This window comes from Lentzea sp. NPDC042327, assembly GCF_040647275.1.
GTDB lineage: Bacteria > Actinomycetota > Actinomycetes > Mycobacteriales > Pseudonocardiaceae > Lentzea.
The window spans coordinates 728420-749862 of the sequence record NZ_JBEZBX010000001.1; the positions used below are offsets into that span (position 1 = coordinate 728420).

General features: G+C 71.7%; 23 protein-coding genes. 4 read left to right on the forward strand and 19 right to left on the reverse strand.

Annotation, left to right across the window (positions count from 1 at the left end; all coding sequences use genetic code 11):
- Nucleotides 1-105: 105 nt before the first annotated feature.
- A complete protein-coding gene (locus AB0A63_RS02980) occupies nucleotides 106-948 on the forward strand; it encodes an alpha/beta hydrolase (RefSeq protein ID WP_360384648.1) in 843 nt (280 codons plus the stop codon).
- Here AB0A63_RS02980 and AB0A63_RS02985 read toward each other — a convergent pair.
- The 8 genes from AB0A63_RS02985 to AB0A63_RS03020 form a co-directional block, all read right to left on the reverse strand.
- Nucleotides 923-2029, reverse strand: coding sequence for a macrolide family glycosyltransferase (locus AB0A63_RS02985; RefSeq protein ID WP_360384650.1), 1107 nt, complete (start codon nucleotides 2027-2029; stop codon nucleotides 923-925). The genes AB0A63_RS02980 and AB0A63_RS02985 overlap by 26 nt on opposite strands.
- Nucleotides 2030-2070: 41 nt before the next feature.
- A complete protein-coding gene (locus tag AB0A63_RS02990; protein ID WP_360384652.1) occupies nucleotides 2071-2985 on the reverse strand; it encodes a Gfo/Idh/MocA family oxidoreductase in 915 nt (304 codons plus the stop codon).
- Between the two features lie 15 nt (nucleotides 2986-3000).
- Nucleotides 3001-4065 (reverse strand): ABC transporter permease, encoded by a 1065-nt coding sequence (locus tag AB0A63_RS02995; RefSeq protein WP_360384654.1) that lies wholly within the window; start codon nucleotides 4063-4065, stop codon nucleotides 3001-3003.
- Between the two features lies 1 nt (nucleotide 4066).
- Nucleotides 4067-4936 carry an ATP-binding cassette domain-containing protein gene (locus AB0A63_RS03000; RefSeq protein ID WP_360384656.1) on the reverse strand — a complete coding sequence of 290 codons (870 nt, stop codon included), beginning with the start codon at nucleotides 4934-4936 and terminating at the stop codon, nucleotides 4067-4069.
- A 125-nt stretch (nucleotides 4937-5061) separates the two neighbouring features.
- Nucleotides 5062-6501 carry an alpha/beta hydrolase gene (locus AB0A63_RS03005; RefSeq protein WP_360384658.1) on the reverse strand — a complete coding sequence of 480 codons (1440 nt, stop codon included), beginning with the start codon at nucleotides 6499-6501 and terminating at the stop codon, nucleotides 5062-5064.
- A 331-nt stretch (nucleotides 6502-6832) separates the two neighbouring features.
- The gene (gene galK, locus AB0A63_RS03010; RefSeq protein ID WP_360384660.1) at nucleotides 6833-7975 is read right to left on the reverse strand and encodes a galactokinase; all 1143 of its coding nucleotides are present in this window, start codon (nucleotides 7973-7975) and stop codon (nucleotides 6833-6835) included.
- 125 nt (nucleotides 7976-8100) lie between these two features.
- The gene (locus tag AB0A63_RS03015; protein WP_360384662.1) at nucleotides 8101-8751 is read right to left on the reverse strand and encodes a response regulator transcription factor; all 651 of its coding nucleotides are present in this window, start codon (nucleotides 8749-8751) and stop codon (nucleotides 8101-8103) included.
- The gene (locus tag AB0A63_RS03020; RefSeq protein ID WP_360384665.1) at nucleotides 8748-10004 is read right to left on the reverse strand and encodes a sensor histidine kinase; all 1257 of its coding nucleotides are present in this window, start codon (nucleotides 10002-10004) and stop codon (nucleotides 8748-8750) included. The genes AB0A63_RS03015 and AB0A63_RS03020 overlap by 4 nt, the downstream gene beginning before the upstream one ends.
- A 156-nt stretch (nucleotides 10005-10160) precedes the next feature.
- Between AB0A63_RS03020 and AB0A63_RS03025 the strand changes: the two genes are divergently transcribed.
- Both AB0A63_RS03025 and AB0A63_RS03030 read left to right on the forward strand, forming a co-directional pair.
- Nucleotides 10161-11474 (forward strand): alpha-lytic protease prodomain-containing protein, encoded by a 1314-nt coding sequence (locus AB0A63_RS03025; RefSeq protein ID WP_360384667.1) that lies wholly within the window; start codon nucleotides 10161-10163, stop codon nucleotides 11472-11474.
- 73 nt (nucleotides 11475-11547) lie between these two features.
- Nucleotides 11548-12294, forward strand: a complete 747-nt coding sequence (locus AB0A63_RS03030) for an MBL fold metallo-hydrolase (protein ID WP_360384669.1) — start codon at nucleotides 11548-11550, stop codon at nucleotides 12292-12294.
- Here AB0A63_RS03030 and AB0A63_RS03035 read toward each other — a convergent pair.
- The 5 genes from AB0A63_RS03035 to AB0A63_RS03055 form a co-directional block, all read right to left on the reverse strand.
- On the reverse strand, nucleotides 12281-12703 hold the full coding sequence (locus tag AB0A63_RS03035; RefSeq protein ID WP_360384671.1) for a VOC family protein: 423 nt from the start codon (nucleotides 12701-12703) through the stop codon (nucleotides 12281-12283). The two genes, AB0A63_RS03030 and AB0A63_RS03035, sit on opposite strands and share 14 nt — an antisense overlap.
- A 10-nt stretch (nucleotides 12704-12713) precedes the next feature.
- Nucleotides 12714-13157, reverse strand: coding sequence for a helix-turn-helix transcriptional regulator (locus tag AB0A63_RS03040; RefSeq protein WP_360384988.1), 444 nt, complete (start codon nucleotides 13155-13157; stop codon nucleotides 12714-12716).
- Nucleotides 13158-13192: 35 nt separating this feature from the next.
- Entirely contained in the window at nucleotides 13193-14086 is an 894-nt protein-coding gene (locus AB0A63_RS03045; protein WP_360384673.1) for a helix-turn-helix transcriptional regulator, read from the reverse strand.
- A 55-nt stretch (nucleotides 14087-14141) separates the two neighbouring features.
- The gene (locus tag AB0A63_RS03050; protein ID WP_360384675.1) at nucleotides 14142-14945 is read right to left on the reverse strand and encodes an SDR family oxidoreductase; all 804 of its coding nucleotides are present in this window, start codon (nucleotides 14943-14945) and stop codon (nucleotides 14142-14144) included.
- Between the two features lie 163 nt (nucleotides 14946-15108).
- On the reverse strand, nucleotides 15109-17373 hold the full coding sequence (locus AB0A63_RS03055; protein WP_360384677.1) for a glycosyl hydrolase family 18 protein: 2265 nt from the start codon (nucleotides 17371-17373) through the stop codon (nucleotides 15109-15111).
- Nucleotides 17374-17554: 181 nt separating this feature from the next.
- Here AB0A63_RS03055 and AB0A63_RS03060 point away from each other — a divergent pair, with 181 nt between their 5' ends.
- Nucleotides 17555-18001, forward strand: a complete 447-nt coding sequence (locus AB0A63_RS03060; protein ID WP_360384679.1) for a hypothetical protein — start codon at nucleotides 17555-17557, stop codon at nucleotides 17999-18001.
- 57 nt (nucleotides 18002-18058) lie between these two features.
- Here AB0A63_RS03060 and AB0A63_RS03065 read toward each other — a convergent pair whose 3' ends face one another.
- The 6 genes from AB0A63_RS03065 to AB0A63_RS03090 form a co-directional block, all read right to left on the reverse strand.
- On the reverse strand, nucleotides 18059-18511 hold the full coding sequence (locus AB0A63_RS03065; protein ID WP_360384681.1) for a DUF4396 domain-containing protein: 453 nt from the start codon (nucleotides 18509-18511) through the stop codon (nucleotides 18059-18061).
- A gap of 213 nt (nucleotides 18512-18724) precedes the next feature.
- On the reverse strand, nucleotides 18725-19720 hold the full coding sequence (locus tag AB0A63_RS03070; RefSeq protein WP_360384683.1) for a YdcF family protein: 996 nt from the start codon (nucleotides 19718-19720) through the stop codon (nucleotides 18725-18727).
- Between the two features lie 22 nt (nucleotides 19721-19742).
- Complete coding sequence (locus tag AB0A63_RS03075) at nucleotides 19743-19943, reverse strand: hypothetical protein (RefSeq protein ID WP_360384685.1); 201 nt, start codon at nucleotides 19941-19943, stop codon at nucleotides 19743-19745.
- Nucleotides 19944-19975: 32 nt separating this feature from the next.
- A complete protein-coding gene (locus AB0A63_RS03080) occupies nucleotides 19976-20128 on the reverse strand; it encodes a hypothetical protein (RefSeq protein ID WP_360384687.1) in 153 nt (50 codons plus the stop codon).
- A gap of 40 nt (nucleotides 20129-20168) precedes the next feature.
- Complete coding sequence (locus AB0A63_RS03085; RefSeq protein ID WP_360384689.1) at nucleotides 20169-20900, reverse strand: aminoglycoside phosphotransferase family protein; 732 nt, start codon at nucleotides 20898-20900, stop codon at nucleotides 20169-20171.
- Between the two features lie 46 nt (nucleotides 20901-20946).
- A complete protein-coding gene (locus tag AB0A63_RS03090) occupies nucleotides 20947-21393 on the reverse strand; it encodes a general stress protein (protein ID WP_360384691.1) in 447 nt (148 codons plus the stop codon).
- Nucleotides 21394-21443 lie beyond the last annotated feature (50 nt).

The window sequence follows — 21443 nt, forward strand, 5'->3', positions numbered from 1 at the left end:
GTTGATATCAGCCGGTTTCCCGCACGTCGATCGGCTTGTCGGGGCAGCGCGGTTCACGTCTGTGACTACGCTGCTCAGGGCATCCACAGCACTGGGGAGAACACCATGACGACCCACATCCTGGACACCGAGGGCGCCGCCATCGCCTACGACGTGGAGGGCGAGGGCGGCCGGCCGCTGATGATGATCGGCCAGCCGATGGACGCGAGCGGTTTCACGGCGCTGCGCGCGCAGTTCCCCGACCGCACGGTCATCACCTACGACCCGCGCGGCCTCGGCCGCAGCACCAGGTCGGACGGCCGCACCGACAACACCCCGGAGACGCAGGCGGCGGACGTGCACGCGGTGATCCAGGCCGTCGGCGGCCCGGTGGACCTGTTCGCGTCCAGCGGCGGCGCGGTCACGGCACTGGAGCTCGTCGCGTCCTACCCGGACGACGTCGTCACGCTCGTGGCGCACGAGCCGCCGATGATCGACGTGCTGCCCGACGCGGCCGCCGCCCGGCGCGCGCGTGACGCGTTCATGGCCGCATACCAGGCCAAGGGCGGCGGCGCGGGCATGGCGGCGTTCATCCAGATGAGCTCGTGGCAGGGCGAGTACACCGACGAGTACTTCGCGCTGCCCGCACCGGACCCGGCGCAGTTCGGCATGCCGTCCGAGGACGACGGCAAGCGCGACGACCCGCTGCTCGGCACCTCGTCGCTGGCGATCACCGACTACTACCCGCGCGTCGACGACCTCAAGGCCGCGTCCACCCGCGTCGTGATCGCCGTCGGCGAGGAGACCGGCGACGCGTTCACCGCGCGCACTGCCGTCCACACGGCACGGTTGCTCGGGCAGGAGGCGGTCGTGTTCCCGAGCCACCACGGCGGGTTCATCGGCGGTGAGTTCGGGTACGCGGGCAAGCCGGAGGAGTTCGCCGTCAAGCTGCGCGAGGTGCTCGGCTGAGCACCAGGTCGGCGGCCCGCTGCACACCGCCGCCGCTGCGGACAGCGGCCCGCATCCGGTCGACGTTGCGCCGGATGCGGTCGCTGGTCGCGACCCGGTCGACGACCGCACGCAGGTCCGCGAGGTCGTGCACGCGTTCGCCCAGTCCCAGCGCGGTGATGTGGTCGGCGTTGCTCACCTGCTCGGGCGTCTGCGGGACGACCACCAGCGGCACACCGGCGTGCAGGGCCTCCATGGTGGAGTTCATGCCGCCGTGCGTGACGAACACGGCCGCGTGCCGGAGGACCGCGGGCTGCGGGAACCACGGGCGCACGTCGATCGTGTCCGGCAGCGGGCCGAGGTCGGCGCGGGCGCTCAACGCGACCTGCCACGCGCCGTCGCCGAACTGCTCGACGCACGCCCGGTAGAAGTCCTCGTCGCTGAGCAACGAGCCGAGCGAGACGTAGAGCAGCGGCAGGTCGTGCCGCGGCGTCCACTGTTCGTCCAGGCGGCGGCCCAGCAGCGGTCCGACGAAGTGGCAGGTCTCGTCGAACGTGTCGCCGGCCGGCTGGAACTCCCGTGGCACCAGCACGATGCTGCACTCCTCCGGCGCGTCCAGCGTGCTCGCCACGTCGAGCTCGACGCCCTGCTCCGCCGCGAACCGCGCGCACGGTTCCTCGACCGCCCAGGCGATCGCGGGGTCCATCAGCCGGAAGTGCTCGTTGGACACGAAGTGCGGCACGGTCCGCACCGCCGGGATGTCCAGCTGGCGTGCCACCACCCGTGCGGGCCAGTTCGTGGCGTCGTAGCAGACCACGTCGGGCCGGTCGCGGCGGCAGTGTTCGAGCAGCACCGGGTGGATCGCGGCCATCGCGGCGAAGTAGTGCGGGAACCACTCGTCAACCGGGTTCGCGGTCTTCGGCTCGAACGGCGGCAGCGCGGGCAGTTCCAGCCAGCGCGCGCCCGCCGCCGTGACCGCGTCGGCGTGCTCGGCGGCGGTCGCGTACCACACCTCGTGGCCGCGCCGGGTCACCTCCTCGACCAGCGGCAACGTCGGGGTGAGGTGGCCGTGGCCGAAGAGGGTGACGAACAGCAGCTTCACCCCGCCGATCCTGGCGGGGCGTCATGCGCGTGGCAACGCGATTACCGCAGGAACGCCTCCACGACCTCGGCCACCCGCAGGCCGCTGGCGAAGTCCGCCAGGTCACGCGGGTGCTCCCCGCGCACGGCCTGCGCGAACAGCCCGAGCCGCGCCGAGTCCGAGCCGCGCGCACCGAGCTCGACCGGCTCCCACGGCCCGCCGTCCGAACCGGACAGCCGCGCCCACTGGCTGAGCCGCAACGACCTGCGCGTGCCCCAGACCGTCCACTCGTAGACCTCGGGCCCGGCGAGCCCGGAGAACGCCGACACGTGCACCGGCACGCCATCGCCGCTGCGCAGCACCCCGCGTGCCGCGACCTCGGCGGCGCCGGCCGACGGGAAGTCCGCCGACACCGACTCCACCGCCAGCGGCCCGAGCACCCGGTCGGTGAGGTACACGAAGTGCGACAGCACCTCCCGCACGAACCCGCCCTGCCGCGACTCGGCCAGCCACAGCGCGTCCTTCTGGAACTCCCGCGGCCACTTCGGGAACTGCAGCCGCACCTCGACTCCGCGCAGCTCGCCGAGGGAAGGCAGCTGCCGTTCGACCTCCAGCGTCGCGGCCATGTCCGACAGCGCGAAGTTCACCGCGTTCGGGTGCCCGGCCGCGGCCTCGACCATCGCCCGCGCCTCGCCGAGGTCGACGGCCAGCGGCTTCTCGCAGAACACCGCCTTGCCCGCGGCGAGCGCTTTGACGGCCTGCCCGGCGTGCACGGCAGGCGGCGTGGCGAGGTAGACGGCGTCCACATCGGACAGCACGTCGTCGAGCGACGGCACCACGGGGACGTCCACCGCACGCGGCACGACGTCGACACCGGCGACCACGGTGAAGTCGGGATGTGCCTGCGCCGCCGTCAGCATCCGGGTGCCCATCGCACCCAGGCCGACGACGGCGAGGCGAATCGGATCAGCGACCATGCCGCACAGTCTCGCCTATTCGGCGGGCGCCCACGCACGGGCCAGCTTGACCCGTCCCCCGGTCTGCAGCAGCGATCCGGTGTAGAGCCGCGAGGCGACCAGCAGGATCACCACGACGGTGGCGGCGAGGATGCCGAGCGACACCAGCGCCTCCCACGGTGCGGCCTGCTGGGCGAACATCCGCACCGGCATCGCGACGCCGGCCGTGAACGGCACGAACGACATGACGCCGAGCACCGCGGGGTTGTCGAAGAAGAACTGGACGCCGAAGTACGGGCCCATCACCGCGAGCATCACCAGGCCCATGGTCGAGCCGAGGTCCTCCTGGCGGCTGACCAGCGCGCCCGCGACCGCCCACAGCGACGACACCAGCACGAACCCCAGGCACAGGAACGGCACGAACCACCCCAGCGCCGGTGCCACGACCGCGAGCAGCTCCTGCTGCCCCGCGACCCGCAGCGCGATCGGCGCGGTGAGGGCGAGCACCACCACCTGCCCCATCGTCAGGATGACGTGCCCGACGATCTTGCCGGCGAGCAGCGCCTTGACCGGCACCGTGGACACCAGGATCTCCACGATCCGGGTCTGCTTCTCGGTCACCGTGCTCTGCGCGATCGCGGCGCCGCCCATGCCGAACATGAGGAACACCAGCCCGAACACGAGCACCACGACGAACCGCTGGTCCGAGCTCACCGCCGACGGGTCGAGCAGCTCCACCGGCGGCGCCTGCACCAGCTGCGAGATCACCGCGGTCGGCGGGTCGTTGAGCGCCAGCACCTTGATGCCGGAGCCGTCGGGCACGATCGCCGCCTCGACCTCGTCCGCGCGGACCAGCTCCTGCGCGGCCTGGACGTCGGCGACCTCGCGCACGTCGAGCGGTTTGCCCTGCACGACCTGGGCAGCGGACCCGACCACCGCGACCTTCGGGTCGTCACCGCCGAACACCGTCGGCAGCACGGTGAGCGCGAACAACCCTGCGATGGTGGCGAGGAAGCCGATCCAGAACCCCTTGGTGCTGACGAACGTCCTCATCTCCCGCTCGGCGACCAGCCACGTCGCCTTCGTGAACGTCTGCGCCACGTCAGCTCACCTCCTTGAAGATCTCGTCGAGCGTGGGCACGACCGGCGCGAACGACCGCACCTCACCGCGTTGCAGGGCCTGTTCGAGCACCGCGCGTGATGCCCCCTCGAACACCACGCGCGGCCCGTCCAGCTCCACGACCGACACACCCGGCACGTCCCGCACCCACCCCGCGTCGGTGTCCACGACGACCTCGTACCGGTCGTTCGCGTGCCGCTGCCGCAGCTCCTCCCGCGACCCGCTGGCCGCGATCCGCCCCTTGGAGATGATCACGACGTCGTCGCACAACCGCTCGACGATCGCGAGCTGGTGGCTCGAGAACAACACCGGCACCCCGTTCGCGGCGCGCTTGCGCAGCACGTCGAGCACCGTGTCCACGGCGATCGGGTCGAGCCCGGAGAACGGTTCGTCGAGGATGAGCACGTCCGGCTCGTGCACCAGCGCCGCCGCGATCTGCACCCGCTGCTGGTTGCCCAGCGACAGCTGCTCCAGCCGGTCGTCGGCCCGGTCGGTCAGCTCCAGGTCGGCGAGCAGCTCGTCGGTGTTGCGCTGCGCGACCTCCCGGTCGACCCCGTGCAGCCGCCCCAGCCACGTGATCTGCTCGCGCACCTTCATCTTGGGGTAGAGCCCGCGCTCCTCCGGCATGTACCCGAAGTGCGGCTTGTTCTGCGGCGTGATCGCCTGCCCCCGCCAGCTCACCGCACCCCCGTGCGCGGCCAGCACCCCCAGCACGATCCGCATCGTGGTCGTCTTGCCGGACCCGTTGGCGCCCAGGAACCCCGTCATGCGGCCGGGCCGCACGTCGAAGCTCACGTCGTCGAGCACCCGGTGGTCGCCGAAGCTCCGGCTGATCCCCGTCACCGTCAACATGCCGGGAACGCTATGCGGCCGGGTTCACGATCGCGTCCGCCGCGCGGCATCATCCTCGCGGAGGACGACCCGTGCCGCGTGCCCGAGCGGGCACGCGGCACGGTTCCGGCCGGTTGCTCAACCACCTAGCACTTCTGGTCGCCCGGCCGTTCCCCGCCGAGGAGGTACGACGTCACCTTCTCGTTGGCGCACGCGTTGCCCGCGAACGGGTAGGCGCCGTGCCCACCGTGGTCGAGGGTCAGCATCGCCGCCCGGTCCCCGAACGCCCGGCGCATCGTCCGCGCACCGGACAGCGGCGTCGCCGGGTCGCGCTCGTTCTGCACCATCAGCACGTTGCGCGGCCCGCGGTCGGTGGGCTTGACCTGCTTCTCGACCGGGTCCGGCCAGAACGCGCACGGCATGATGTTCGCGCCCGCCGCGCCGAACAGCGGGTACCGCACGCGGTCGACGGCCACGTTGCGCTCGTAGGTGCTGACCGCGGTCGGCCAGCGGGAGTCGCCGCACACCACGTAGAACCGGCCGGAGATCAGGCTTTCGACCCGTGCCGGGACCGGCGTGTTGTCCGGCGGCAGCGGGGTGCCGGCGTCGAGGGCCTGCCAGCGGGCGGCCAGCTTGCCGAACGACGCGTCGGTCGTCGAGTACAGGCCGCCGAAGGTCAGCAGCCGGAACAGCTGGCCGGTGACGCCCTCCGGGGACGGCGTGCGGTCGAGCTTCCCGGCGATGGCGAAGTACTTCGCGCGCACCGCCGCGGGGGTGGCGCCCAGGCCCAGTTCGGGGCGTGCGGCGGCCCACCGCGCGAAGTCCGGGAACGTGTCCTCGGTGCCGCGGCCGTAGTTGCGGCTGCCCTCGACGTCCCAGCCGCCCGCGCCGAGGTTGCTGTCGAGCACCACGCGGTCGGTCGTGCGCGGGAACAGCGTCGTGTAGACCGCGCCCAGGTTCGTGCCGTACGAGTAGCCGAGGAACGACGCCTTGCGCTCGCCCAGTGCCTGGCGCACCGAGTCGAGGTCGCGGGCGATGTTCGCGGTCGTGTTGTGCGGCAACAGGTACGCCGTCGACGACGTGGTGCACTGCTGGGCGATCTGGCGGACCTCGTCGGCCCGCTTGCGCACGTCGGCCTGCGTCACCGCGTACGGCGGCACGTTGCCGAGGTACATCTGCTCCTCGGTCAGGTCGCACGTGGCCGGCGTGCTGTAGCCGAAGCCGCGCGGGTCCATGCCGATCAGGTCGTAGCCGTCCAGCACGCTCTGCGGCATCCCGCCGAGCTTGAGGTCACCGGGCAACGTCAGGCCCTCACTGGGCCCACCGGGGTTGGTCAGCAGGATGCCGCGGCGCTTGTCCGGGTTCGTGCTGGCCAGGCGCGAGATCATCAGCTCGATCTTGCGCCCCTCGCGCTTGCGGTAGTCCAGCGGCACCTGCAGGGTGCCGCACTCCAGCCCCGGCCGCGCCACGTCCGCGGGACACTCCCGCCACTGCACGACCGGTGCCGGCGTCGCCGATGCCGCGCCCGGCACCACCAACGCCGTCGCCGCGGCCAGCGCCGCGGCCAGGGACAACGCTTTTCGCATGTCCGAATTCCTCCCCCGACGGCGCGCTGCTCGAGCGCGCCCTCCACTGTGGAAACCCGGCCGTTCGATGCGGAACGACCGGGTCCCAGTCGAAACCGTGCCGTAGCGGCACGGTCAAGGCGGGAGGGCCGGTTTCAGCCGAAGGTCGACGGCAGGTGTCGACCTTCGTCGCCCCCGGGGGTGTCGTTCGTCCTCGTTCGTCGGTACGCACGGCGACCGAGGACGCGTCGGCGTGCTCCGGCAGGCGTTGGTCACGTCGCGTGTCGCTGCCGGCCTTGCCGTGCGACTGCCCTTGCGCGACGACCCCGGCACTGCCGCACGTGGCAACCGGTCAGAGGTCGCGCCCGGCCCCGGCCGACGGCACCGCGACGAACGTCCTGGGTGCGGTGAACCCGTTCTCCACGAACGCTTCCGCGACCCGCCGCTCGACCTCGCCGCGCACCTCCCGCGGCACCAGCGCGATGGCCGACCCGCCGAACCCACCACCGATCATCCGCGCCCCGAGCGCACCGGCCTCCTCCGCGGTGGCCGCGGCGACGTCGAGCTCGGCGCAGGACACCCGGTAGTCGTCGCGCAGGCTCGCGTGCGACGCGCTCAGCAGCGGCCCGATCTCCTCGTACCGGTCCTGCCGGAGCAGCGCGACGGTGTCCTCGACGCGCCGGTTCTCGGTGACGACGTGCCGGACCAGCAGCCGCAGGTGCTCGGGCAGCCCGTCCCAGCCCCCGGCGTCCCGCAGCGACGGCAGCCCGAGCAGCCGCGCCGCCTCCTCGCACCCCTTGCGCCGCTTCCCGTACCCGGACTCGACCAGCGAGTGGCTCACCCGCGTGTCGATCACGAGGACCTCCAGCCCGTGCCGCGCGGCGTCGAACGGCACCTGCTCCCGCTCCCCCGACCGCACGTCGAGGAACAGCACGTGCGCGTCCGTGCAGCACAGCGACGCCGTCTGGTCGAGCAGCCCGGTCGGCGCGCCCACGAAGTCGTTCTCCGCCACCTGCACCCACTTGGCGACGTCGCTCGCGGACTCCTCCCGCCCGCTCAGCCCCAGCAGCGCCAGCGCGCTCGCCACCTCCAGCGAGTGCGACGACGACAGCCCGGCCCCGCGCGGCACGTCCCCGCTGATCACGAGGTCAGCCCCGCCGGTCACGCCCTGCTGCCGCAGCACCCACGCGACCCCGGCGGGGTAGGCCGCCCAGCCCTGCACGCCGCCCGGCTCGACCTCGCCGACGGGGACGGGCTCGGCGGTCGTGGTCCGGTCGCCCTCGACGGTCGCGAGCGTGAGCAGGCCGTCCTCGCGCGGCGCCGCGGCCACCCACGTCCGCTGCGGGATGGCGAACGGCAGCACGAACCCGTCGTTGTAGTCGGTGTGCTCGCCGATGAGGTTCACCCGGCCCGGCGCGGACCACACCCCGATGGGGTCGGTGCCGTGCAGCCGCCGGAAGGCCTCAGCCGCGTTGTTCGATCCTGTTGAGCTCATGCCACCCGATCCCACGCCGTCGTCCGTGTTGCCGCAGAAGTGCTGGCGATGAGGATGACGGGCGAGGGCCGGTCTTGACAATGTTGAATCTTGGTCGACAAAGTTCGATGACGTTCCCGCCCTGGTCACCCGCCGGGCGTGACGATCCCCTGCTCGTAGGCGAACACCACCGCGTGCGTCCGGTCGCGCAGCCCCAGCTTCGCGAGCACGCGGGACACGTGCGTCTTCACCGTCGCCTCCCCCAGGTACAGCGCGGCGGCGATCTCCGCGTTCGACGCGCCCTTCGCCAGCTCCACCAGCACCTCGTACTCGCGGTCGGTCAGCTCGGGCGGCCGGGTGCGCGCGGGTTGCCGGGGTGCACTGAAGCGGGCGATCACCCGCCGGGTCACCTCGGGTGAGAGCAGCGCGTCGCCGCGTGCCACCACCCGCACCGAGTCGACGAGGTCCTCCGGGGAGGCGTTCTTCAGCAGGAACCCGCTCGCTCCCGCCCGCAGTGCCTCGAACAGGTAGTCCTCGCGGTCGAACGTCGTGAGGATCACCACGCGGGTGCCGCCGTCGGCCGACAGGATGCGCCGGGTGGCCTCCAGGCCGTCCATGCGCGGCATCTGCACGTCCATCAGCACGACGTCCGGTCGCAGCCGCGTGACCAGCTCGACGGCCGCGACACCGTCGCCGGCCTCGCCGACCACCTCGATGCCCGGCTCGGTCCCGAGGATGACCCGGAACCCGGCGCGCACCAGGTCCTGGTCGTCGGCCAGCACGACCCGCAGACTCACACCTTCTCCTCTGTCGGCAGCGATGCGCGCACAAGGTAACCCGCCGAGGTGCGCCGCGGTCCCGCTTCGAGGGTTCCGCCGTGCACGGCAACGCGTTCGCGCATGCCCACGAGCCCGAAGCCGCTCTCACCGGAGGGGCGCCCGCGCCCGTCGTCGGCCACCTCCAGCTCCAGTGCGCTGTCCAGGTACCGCATCCGCACGTCGACGTGGCCGGCTCCGGCGTGCTTCACCACGTTCGTCAACGCCTCCTGCACCACCCGGTACGCCGAGACGGCGACGGCCGGCGGCACCTCGCGCGGCTCGCCGTAGACGCCGTGCGAGACCTCCAAACCGGCCGACCGGGCGGTTTCGAGCAACTCGGGCAGGTCGTCGAGTCCGGGCGCAGCCTGGAAGTCCTGTTCCGCGTCGGCCCGCAGCACGCCCAGCAGCCCGCGCAGCTCGCTGATCGCGGTCCGCGCCGTCTTCTCCACGGTCTGCAACGCGTCCCGCGCCAGCACCGGGTCCGAGTCCAGCACCCGCCGCGCCGCACCGGCCTGGATGCCCATCACCGACACGTGGTGGGCCACCACGTCGTGCAGGTCGCGGGCGATGCGCATGCGTTCGGCGGCGATCGCGCCCCGCACGTTCTGCTCCTGCGAACGGCGCAGCTCGTCGGCCTGGAACTCCAGCTGCGCCTGCCGCCGCGCCGCCGTCCACGCCATCTCACCGACCACATAGGCGAAGACGAAGAAGAAGATGTTGAATTCGAGTCCATAGAGGACACGGGCGAGCACCGGGTCCAGAAGGCCGGGCACGAGGTCCTCCGGCACGTCCGGGCCGAGCAGGAACTGCACGAGGTTGAACCCGAGCCACAGGAACATGGCGGCGATCACGCCGATCCGCGACCAGCGCGCCAGCACCCGGTTCGGCTCCCACGCGCCGACGGTGAAGATCGCGAGGAACAGCACGGCCGACGGGACCAGGCTGTCACCGGCCTTGTTCACCTGGGCGGCGATGAACAGCGCCGACACGACCAGCATCACCGCGATCGGGTACCGGCGGCGCACGACCAGCGGTACCGCCAGCGCGACCATCCAGGCGAGCTGCTCGCGCAGGCCGGCCGGGTCGGAGAACGCGTACCCGCCGATGCTGTCCACGAGGACGGTGAACTCGACCCCGCCCAGCAGCACGAGCACCGCGACGCCGATGTCCCGCCGCCGCTGGGCCGGGGCGGGGCCGGGCCGGCGCCACTGCAACCACTGGGGTTCGTCCACCGGCCAACCCTATCTTTCCGGCGGGCAGCGGACGGCGTTCGCACCGGGGACCGGGCAGGGCGAACTCCCGATTTTTATGGCCAATTGGTATGTACCTATTGGTCTGGACCTCATCTTAGGGTGTGGCGGCAACCACCCTGCACGCAAGGAGCGGACATGAACCGCAAGCTCATCGCCGCCGCCACAGCGGCGATCACAGCGGCCGGACTGGCCGCCGCGGTGGCGCTGACGACCAGCGCCACCGCGGCCGACACGACCGACCAGGGCATGCTGACCGCGATGGCCCGTGACCTCGGCATCTCCCCTGACCAGGCGCGTGCGCGCCTGAGCGCCGAGAAGGTCGCCGGCCAGACCGACGCCGCGCTGAGGGCGCAGCTCGGCGCGGCCTACGCCGGGTCCTGGCTGGACGGCACCGGCCGCACCCTCACCGTCGCGGTGACCGACTCGGCGCTGACGGGCGCGGTGCGCTCACGGGGCGCCGTCGCCGTCGCGGCGAAGCACAGCGCGTCCACTCTGGACAGCGCGAAGACCAGGCTGGACGCCAAGGCCACCACGGCACCTGACGCCGTTCCCGGCTGGTACGTCGACGTGCGCACCAACAAGGTCACCGTGCTCGCCCGCTCCGGTGGCGAGGCGCAGGCGAGGGCGTGGGCGGCCGAGGCGGGGGTGCCCGGCGACGTCGTCACCGTCGAGGCCAGCACCGAGGACCCGAGGCCGCTGGTCGACGTCATCGGCGGCAACGCCTACAGCATCCCGGGCGGCGGCCGCTGCTCCATCGGCTTCGCCGTCGAGGGCGGCTTCGTCACGGCGGGCCACTGCGGGTCCGCGGGTGGGCGCACCTCCAACCCCGGCGGCACCATCCAGGGCAGCAGCTTCCCCGGCAACGACTACGCCTGGGTCCGCACCGACGCGGGCAACACCCCGCGCGGCCTGGTCAACCGCTACCCCGGCACCGTCCCGGTCGCGGGTTCCCAGGAGGCCCCGGTCGGCGCCTCGGTCTGCCGCTCCGGCTCCACCACCGGCTGGCGCTGCGGCACCATCCAGCAGAAGAACGCCTCCGTCACCTACCCCGAGGGCACCATCACCGGCCTGACCCGCACCAACGCCTGTGCGGAGCCCGGTGACTCCGGCGGCTCGTGGCTGACCGGCGACCAGGCGCAGGGCGTGACCTCCGGCGGGTCCGGCAACTGCCAGTCCGGCGGCACCATCTACTTCCAGCCGGTGACCGAGATCCTGCAGGCCTACGGTCTGCGCCTGGTCACCTCCGCCGGCCCGACCACGACCACCCAGCCGACCACCACGACCACGAGCACCCCGCCCGGCGGTGGTGACTCGTGGGCCGCGTACACCTACTACGCCACCGGCGCCCAGGTCACCTACGACGGCGGGTCCTACCGCGCGCTGCAGGGGCACACGGCCCTCCCCGGCTGGGAGCCGCCGAACACGCCCGCCCTCTGGCAGCGGGTCTGACGGCACTCCCCTCCCACCGCCCCCGACGGCCACCCGCCGCCGGGGGCGGCCCGTGTGCGGCTAGGGTCGTCCGGTGGTGAGCCTGCGCCTGACCGTGCTCGGCAGCGCGACCCCGTACCCGGCGGCGGACAACCCGTGCTCGGGCTACCTGGTGTCGCACGGCGACACTCGCGTGTGGATGGACGCGGGCACCGGCACCCTGGGCCCGCTGCAACGCCACACGTCGCTGGCCACCCTGGACGCCATCTGGATCTCGCACCTGCACGCCGACCACTGCGCCGACCTGCTCACCGCGTTCTACGCCCTGCGGTACGCCGACGTCGACCGCGCGCCGGTCCCGCTGTTCGGCCCGCCCGGCACCGCCGACCGGCTCGCCGCGTTCCTCACCAACGGCCCGCGGCGCAGCCCGGTCGAGGACGCCTTCGCGATCACCGAGCTCACCGACGGCCACGAGGCGCGGATCGGCGGCCTGCACCTCACGTCCAGGGCGGTGCGGCACGGCCTCCCGGCGTTCGCGGTGCGCATCGAGGCGGGGACGTCCCTGACCTACTCCGGTGACACGGCACCGTGCGCCGCCCTCACCGACCTGGCCCAGGACACCGGCCTGCTGCTGTGCGAGGCCGACGGCACAGTGCCGGACGAGGCGCACCACACGCCGGAGCAGGCGGGCGAGACGGCGCGGCAAGCGCGGGCGCGACGGCTGGTCGTCACGCACGTGGGCCGCTCCCTGACCCCGCAGGACGCGGTCACCCGTGCCGGCACCCGCTGCGAGGGGCCGGTCGGGTACGCCGCGCCCGGCGCCGTGCTCACAGCTGGTTGATGCGCACCAGGTTGCCGGCCGGGTCGCGGAACGAGCAGTCCCGCACGCCCCACGGCTGGTCCTCGGGCTCCTGCAGCACCTCGCCGGCGCCGGTGGACTCGACCCACTTCCGCGCGCGGTCGAAGGTGCCCTGGAGGTCCTTCGTGGCCAGTGACAGCGCCGTGTAGACGCCCTTGGCCATCAGGACGGCGATGGTGCGGCGTTCCTCGTCGCTCACGCCGGGGTCGGCGGCGGGCGGGTGCAGCACGATGCCGGTCTCCGGCTGGTCGGGTGGCCCGACGGTGATCCAGCGCATGGTGCCCTGGCCGACGTCCTGGCGGACCTCGAAACCGAGTGCGTCGCGGAAGAAGCCGAGTGACTTCTCGGGGTCGTCGGCCGGCAGGAACGCCGCGGCGATGATGACGGACATGGCGGTCAACCTAATCGGACGGACCGGCCGCCGCTTCTCGATTCCTGATGGGTCGCATCACGGCCTTCGCGAGGCAGTTCGGGATGCCCTGGCCGTCCTCGGCCGCGACCTTGCGGTACTGGCTCGGCGACATGCCGACGAGCTCGGAGAACCGGGTGCTGAACGTGCCGAGCGAGGTGCAGCCGACCTCGAAGCAGACCTCGGTGACGGACAGGTCGCCGCGCCGCAGCAGCGTCATGGCCCGCTCGATGCGGCGGGTCATCAGGTAGCTGTAGGGCGACTCCCCGAACGCCGCGCGGAACGCCCGCGACAGGTGCCCGGCGGACAGGTGCACCCCGCGGGCCAGCGCGGCCACGTCGAGCGGCTCGCGGTACTCGCGGTCGATGCGGTCGCGCACCTTGCGCAGGAGCACGAGCTCCTGCAGGCGCGGGTCGGAGGCGGTCACGCCGACCAGCGTAAGACCCGCGCCTGACAGATCGCTGACTCTCCTCAGCCGACTGTCCGTGCCCCGGTCGCCTGCCGGTCCTGGCCGGCCGCCCACGACGCCAGCAGTGCCAGGCCGTCCGCGGCCGGCGTGCCGGCGGGTGCGGTGTAGACGGTGAGGAGCAGGCCGGGTTCGGCGGGCAGCTCCATCGACTCGACGTCCAGGTCCAGCCGGCCCACCACCGGGTGGTGCAGGCGCTTCCGGCCGGACCGGTGGTGCCGGACGTCCTGGGTCGCCCACCGCTGCCGGAACGGTTCACTGCGCGTCGACAGCTCACCGACCAGGGCGACCAGCTCCTCGTCGTGGGGACTGCGCCCGGCCTCCAGCCGCAGCTTCGCGGCCACGTCGCCGACGATCCGGTCGTAGTCCACGAAGAACGCCCTCGCCGCCTCGGGTTCCAGGTACACGAACCGCGCGGTGTTCGCCGGCCGTCGCGCATCCGCCGGCAGCGGTGCGTACAACGCGCGGGCGAGCTGGTTCGTGGCCAGGACGTCGTACCGGCCGTTGCAGATCCAAGCCGGCGCGTCGGTGATGGCGTCGAGCACCTGCTGGAGCGCCGGACGCACCGTCACGGCGGGGCGCCGGCGGCGTGGACCGCCGGGTGTCCTGGACTGCCGCGCGAGGCGGAACAGGTGTTCGCGCTCGGCCTCGTCGAGCCGCAGGGCGGCGGCGACCGCGTCGAGCACCCCGTCGGAGGCGCCGGCGAGGCCACCGCGCTCCATCCGCACGTAGTAGTCGACCGACACCCCGGCCAGCACAGCCACCTCTTCGCGCCGCAGACCTCGGACCCGGCGGTTGCCGCCGCCGTGGGCGGGCAGTCCTGCCCGTTCCGGCGTGAGCCGCGCGCGACGCGAGCTCAGGAACTCCTTGATCTCGGTGCGGAGGTCGGTCGTCGCCATCCCCTCACCATAGGCGTTGGCCAGACGGCGAGGGAGGTCCTGCCGGTACCCCGCACTACGTGCCCGACGCGGTCGTCGCGATGCCGCCGTCCACCGGGATGACGGCGCCGGTGAGGTAGGACGCGGCCCGGCTGGCGAGGAACACGGCGGTTCCCGCCATGTCGTCGTCGCGGCCCAGCCGGCGCAGCGGGGCCTTCGCCGCGATCCGGTCGCCGGCGGTCTCGATCGTGGACGCCATCATCTGCGACGGGAACGGTCCCGGCGCCACCGCGTTCACCGTGATGTGCTGCGGGCCCAGCTCCCTGGCGAGCACCCTGGTGAGCTGGTGGAGCGCCGCCTTGCTGCTGGCGTAGGAGTAGTTGGGCGCCTCGGCGACGTGGATGGCGGCGATGCTGCCCACGTTGACGACCCGTGCGGGGTCATCGGCGGTGCCTGCCCTGCGCAGTGCCGGGAGCAGTGCCTGCACCAGCCAGAACGGCGACTTCACGTTGAGGTCGAGCACGGTGTCCCAGCCCTCGTCCGGGAACGTCTCCAGCGGCTCGCGCCACATCGCGCCCGCGTTGTTCACGAGGACGTCCAGGCGTTCCGAGCCGGCCTGCACGAGATCCGCGAGACGCCGGCACTCGTCGTGCCGGGACAGGTCGGCGGGAATCGCCCGGACGTCGCCGAACTCGGACAGCCGGCGCTGGGCCTCCGCGCACGCGTCCTCGTTGCGCGAGCTGATGACGACGCGGGCGCCCGCCTGCAGGAGGCCGCGCGCCATCATCATTCCGATGCCCCTGGTGCCGCCGGTGACGAGCGCGTGCTTCCCGCTCAGGTCGAAGAGCTCCGCGTGAGTGGTGAACCTGTTGTCCGCCATTGGTTTCCGTCTCCCTTGAGTCAGCTGCCCCGACACGCTGACAGACGTCCTGGGGAGTTCGGGAGACCCTGCTGTCACCGGTACTGCGAGAGCCCCTGAAGCAGAACGCGGGTCCCGAGCGGTCACACCCGCCCAAGACCCGCGTCCTGACGATCACCGCCTGCTAGCAGGCGCCCTGGTCGCGCCAGACGCCCCACTCACCGGTGGTGCCGGGCTCCTCGCCCTGCGTCCACCACTGGGCCCGCCACTTGCGGCCCTTGTGCGAGACGTCGTTGCCGCCGTTGTAGACCTTGCCCCGCTCCCACGCCGGCAGCGCGCACACCGGCGGGTTGGAGGTGGTCGTGGTGGTGGTCGTTGTCGTGGTGGTCGAGGTGGGCGGGGTGCCGCCGCCGATCCGCGGGTGGTCGGCGGAGATGGCGTAGGACTGGCCACCGAAGGTGAACACGAAGTTCGACGGCGTCGAGATCGGCAGCTGGTAGCTGACGGTCAGCTCGATCGACGCGCCCGGTGCGAGCGACTGCCACGACGGCAGCGCGAGCTCCGCCTTCTGGAAGTCGCCCTTGAGGCCGCCGACGTTCGGCCCGCTGTGCCCCTTCGACACGACCTTGAGCCCGAACCCGGACTGGTCGGCCATGCTGCCCGGCGCGCTGGTGCCGTAGTCGAACGCGATCTTCGTGCCACCGGGGATGGTGACGTTCGAGCGGTTGGTGAACTTGATCTTCGGCGTGATCGGGTAGTTGTTGTCGCCCAACGCGAAGCCGTGGATGTCGACGTCGACCGCGAGCACCTGTGACTGCTGGGTCGTGGCCTTCGCCGCACCGTAGGGCGCCGCGCCGTTCAGGCCGGTGTCGATCGTCGACAGCAGCGTGTCGCCGATGAAGTACTCCTTCTTGACCGGGTCGTACCGGTAGTCACCGGCGAGCTCCCAGATCATGATGCCACCGAGGCCCTTGTCGCGGACGTACTTGGCCTTGGCCGCGATCGACTGCTCGTTCTCGGTGGAGAGGAACACCTTCTTGTCGTTGTTCCACAGCCACGGCGACTGCATGGTGGTGTCGTAGAACGGCGAGTAGGTGCCGGTGAGCCGGTCGGTCGGGTCGTTCACCGGGTCGAGGCCGTACTGCGCCGAGTACGAACCGGTGATCTTGTTCTCCAGGTTCTTCGTGTGCCACAACGGGTTCACGCCCGACGGGACCTCGGCACCACCGGCGGTGACGTCGTGCCAGAGGTTGTCGATGCCGGTCGCGCCGTTGCCGCACGGCGTGGTCGAGCCGACCGACGTGCCGGTGCCGGGCGGGCACTGCGACTGGTTGGGCAGGGCCGCGCGGCCCCACAACCCGTTGGTGCCACCGGTGACGCCCTGCCAGCCGCGCGAGTAGAAGGGCACGCCGACGTTGATCCGGCCGGCCTGCATGGCACCGCGGTAGTAGTGGTAGGACCAGTCGGTGTTCAGGTAGCCCATGCCCTCGTACTGCGGTGCCGTGTACACGCCACCGGCCGCGAGCTCACCGTCCTTGCCGTCGTCGTACAGCGCCGCGTTCGGGCCCACGAAGTGGTTCCACGAGCCGTGCAGGTCGTAGCTCATGACGTTGAGGTAGTCGAGGTACTTGACGACCTGGTAGGTCTCCTGGCCGCGCAGCAGCCAGCCGGAGGCGGGCACGGCGGCGGTCAGCAGGTAGTGCTTGCCGTCGGCGGCACCGGCGCGGTCGAGCTTCTCGCGCAGCGTCTTCATGATCGCCTGGTAGCCGGCCCACAGCGTGCCGCGGTTGGCGTTGGAGATCCAGAAGTCGTCCGGGTTGCCGGCGTGGTTGTTCGACGTCGCGTACTCGTAGTCGATGTCGGCGCCGTTGAACCCGTACTGGCGCAGGAACGCGACCACGCTGTCGGCGAACGTGTCGATCGCCGCCTGTGACTGGCCGAGCTTGTAGAAGCCGCCGGAGGCGTTGCGGGTGCCGTCGGCGTTGAAGAAGCCACCGGTCTCGGCCCAGCCGCCGACCGAGATCAGCGTCTTGACGTTCGGGTGCTGCTTCTTGTACTTCGTCAGCTGGTTGAAGTGGCCCTTGTAGGGCAGCGACGGGTCCATCTCGGCACCCGCGACGCCCGGCCACTCCATGCCGATCGAGGAGTTGTTCGCGTCCGGCGCACCCACGGAGATCTTGTTCTGCGCGTCGATGTGGGCGAACGCGTAGTTGAGGTGGGTGACCTTGGTCCAGGGGACGTCCTTGGCGAGGTAGCCCGGCTGGCCGTTCTTGCCGGTGCGCCAGCTGGTGAAGTACCCGATCACCCGGCGGGACTTGTCGGTCCCCATGTTCTCGCGGCCGGCGGTGTCGTAGACGGTGCAGTAGGGCACGTCGACGCCCGGCGTCTTGTACAGCCCGTCCGGCCGGCAGTCCTCGTGGGCTGCGGCTGCGATGGGCGCGTTCGTCACGGCTATCAGGGTCCCGGCTAGCAGGGCTAGCACCGGGACCACTCTGGCGAGCAGGCGCAAGGGAAGGACCTCCTGGCTAGGGCGGCGGCCACTGCCCCGAACCGTAAAATGGTCCAGACCTTTGCGTCAATAGTCGATCACTGACAAGAGGTGTCAGCGGTATCGGTTCAGCATCTCCACCATGACTGCAAACGATTTCGACTTCCTCCACGGGCGCTGGCGGGTCGCCAACCGCAAGATCGCCGACATCGCCGGGCGCGGCACCGAGTGGGTCGAGTTCGGCGCGCGGGCCGACGTGCGGCCGGTGCTGGGCGGCGCGGCGAACGTCGACACCTTCGACGCCGGCGACTGGGAGGGCATGACCCTGCGGCAGTACGACCCGGCCGCCGGCCTCTGGCGCATCTGGTGGGCCTCGACCCGCGCGCCGGGCCAGTTGGACCCGCCGCTGGAGGGCCGGTTCACCGACGGGCACGGCGTGTTCCTCGGCGAGGACGTCGTCGGCGGGCACGCGGTGGCGGTGCGGTTCGACTGGACGGCGGGCCCGGCACCGGTGTGGCGGCAGTCGTTCTCCTACGACGGCGGCGACACCTGGCAGGAGAACTGGGTCATGCGCTTCGAACCGGCCTGACCGGCGAGGAGCGCGGGACGCCGGGGCGGGTACCCGGCGTCCCGCGCCCCACCCGGCTCAGTGGTGGTGCCGGTGCACGACCGCGTGCCCCTTGCCGCGCGCGATCATCCACCGGTTCACCGGCACCGTCACCGCGAACGCGACCGCCAGCGAGAACACCAGCGCCGCCCAGAACACCCAGTCCGCCAGTCCCGCGTCCATCGCGCCCGGCACCAGCAGCATCACCGCGTTGTCGACGACCTCCATCACGGCGATCGACACGGTGTCGGCGGCCAGCGCGACGCCCACGGCCGCCTTGAGGGCGAGGCCGGAGCGCAGGACCGGGCGGATGGTGAGCGAGTAGCCGAACAAGAACGCCAGCGCCACGGCCAGCACGACGGTGGCCAGGTTGCCCCAGCCCAGCGCGGTGCCGACGACCATGCCGAGCACCTCGCCGATCGCACAGCCGGTGAGGCAGTGCAGCGTCGCCGAGACCGCCTGGCGGGTCAGGCTCACGGGTGCGTGGTCCATCTCGTCCTCCTCCGTCAGCGCCGAACGGTACCCCTAGGGGGTATGGGTATCAAGGCGGCGGACGGGTACGGTGGCTCACACGACGAGGCGCCTCCTCACGGCTCTCTGCGTGCTCGGGAACTGCCGAGTCCCGTCCACACGGCACCGTCCACAAGGCGCGGAGAACTCAGCCGCGAACAACGCCGCGGACGTCATCACGTTTGACTGCTCGCGCTAGCCGATCTGGGTCAGCGCCAGCCCGCCCGCCATCAGCACCGTGCACGCCAGCGCGTGCACGCCCGGGTTCTGCGCCAGCAGCGCCACGAACTCGCGGATGAACGCGCTCGGCACGAAGTACCACGCCGTCGGCGCGCCGATCACCTGCATCCGCAGTCCGTGCGAGCGGGACAGCACGGCGGTGCGGAACACGTGGTAGTTGTTCGTCACCGCCACGACCGACCCGGTGAGCCCGCGTTCGACGAGCAGTTCCTTGCTGTAGCGCAGGTTCTCGTCGGTCGTGCCGGCCTGGTCCTCCAGCACGACGTCGTCCTCCGGCACCTCGCGCTCCAGCAGGTACCGCTTCATGGCGAGCGCCTCGGACACGTCCTCGTCAGGACCCCTGCCGCCGGTCACGACGATCACCGGCGTGCGTCCGGCTGAGCGTTCCCGCAGGTAGAGGCGCAGGGCGCGGTTGAGCCGGCTCGCGAGCAGCGGGGGCACCTGGGAACCGACCAGCCCGGCGCCGAGCACGACGATGCCGTCGAACCCGCTGCGCCGGCCCGTGCGGCCGTAGATCACCGAGTACAGCAGCAGGCTCACGAACAGGAACGCGATGTAGGCGGAGACGAGGAACAACCCGATCGCGCTGCCGCGGACCCAGTCGTTGGGCTGGGTGATGCCCCAGAAGAAGTAGGCCATCTCGCCGAGCAGCGCGAGACCAGCGAGGAACGACAGGAGGTTGCCCAGCGACCGGCCCTCGCGGCGGATCATCACCAGGCCGTTGGCCAGCAACGCGAGCGGCAGCAGCAACAGCCCGAACACCGCCAGCGCGAACGCGAGCAGCAGCGGCAGGCTCACCGCCGGGTTGTCCCGCCCCGCTTCGGCGAGCAGCAGCAGGAACAGCACCAGCGTGATGCCGAGCCAGATGGCGTTGCTCAGCCTGCGCCGGTCACGGACCACTCCGACGAGGAAGAACAAGGCGGGGATTACGACGAGCAGACCTACCAGCACCGGCCAAGGGTAGTACCCGTGATCACGCGCCGCTCTCGGGCAGGGGCCTCTCGGCGCCCTCGGCCTCCTCGGGAGCGGGCTGCGGCTTGGGGCGGGGCCTCAGCTGGACGACTCCGGTGGTGAGGTCGAGGGGACCGGTCTCCTCGAAGTCCTCACCGGTACCGGAGTCGCCTGCTTCGCTGCGGAGCTTGCGTCCGGGGAACAACTCACCCAACTGACCCATGCCCCGACCATACCGCTCGGACCGGCGGCGGGTCAGAAGACGGCGATGAGCAGGATGATGAACAGGACCACGACGGCGATCGGCAACCACGCGTTGAGCGGGCGCCTGCGGTAGTGGCTGCGGACCGTGGTGGAGCGGAACCAGCTGTACGGCGTGCGACGTCGGTGCCGCTGAACCCAAGGCATTTTTCCTCCCAGCGTTTCGTTGCACCGGGAATACCCGAAGTCAGAACCAGCTACTCCGGTTCTTGATGCCTTCCAGGCCGCTGGCGGCCATCGCCGGGTCGCCGTTGTCGTTGCCGAAGAGCACCTCGTACCACGGCCCGATCCGGTGCCACAGCAGCGAACGCTCCCGCAGCTCCGGCGTGACGCCGTAGGTCGCCGCCAGCGCGCCGGCGAACTCCGGCGGCGTCGAGTGCAGCGCCCACGCCAGGTCGATCGCCGGGTCGCCGACGTGCACGTCACCGAAGTCGATCACGCCGGTCAGCACGCCGTCGCGGCCCAGCACGTGCTCGGGGCCGAGGTCGCCGTGCACCAGCACGTCCGCCGGTGCGGCCGCGACCGCGTCGAGCAGGTCGGCCTGGTCGGGCACGAGCGGCAGCACCTCCGCGCGGAACCGGTCGAGCGGCACCGGCGGTGTCCCCACGCCGCGCGCGACCGCCCCGGCCACCGGGACCGCGTGCAACGCCAGCAGGAACTCCCCCAGCTGCTCGCCCTGCACCGCGTTCAGCGTCGCGAGCTCAGCACCGGGCACGAGCTCGTGCCGCACCACGAACGGGTCCACCGAGACCAGCTCCGGCACCGGGACGGGCAGCGGCAGCAACGGCGCGAGCCACGGCATCACGACCGTCTCGCGCCGCAGCACCGCCTCGATCGCGGGGCGCTGCGGCCGCCGTTCCACCCAGCGCCCGTCGACGAGCGTCGCCGTGCTGTCCCAGCCCTGTCCCAAGAACGTCACGGCGCCAGTGTGGCAAGCAGGTCCCGTGCGCCGGAACCGAATTTCGTCAGAGCACGTACTTGCCCGCCCGGCTCGCGTGCTCGCCGTCGACCAGCACGTCGTAGCGCTTCGCCTCCAGGGTCATGACGCTGGAGAAGTCGCGCTTGCCGCGGGTGGTCCAGTGCGCGGCGAACCCGAACACGGCTCCCCAGAAGGCACCGATCACCAGGCTGAGCACCAGCATCCACACCCAGGCCACACCGGAGGTGAACAGCCCGAACAGCAACCCGATGAGCACGCCGAACCAGGCGCCGCCGGCCGCACCGGAGACCGCGGCCTTCGCGCGCGTCATCCGGCCGGTCACCTGCTCGACCGTGCGCACACCGTCGCCGATGATCCGCACGTGCTCGACCGGGAACCCGTCGTCGGACATCCGGTCCACCAGCCGCTGGGCCTCCGCGTAGTCGGAGAAGCTCGCGAGCAGGCTCGACCGCGCCGCCGGCTGAGCAGGCACAGGCACGGGGGTGGTCGCCGGTTCCGTCGTTCCAGCCTCAGGAGTCACGG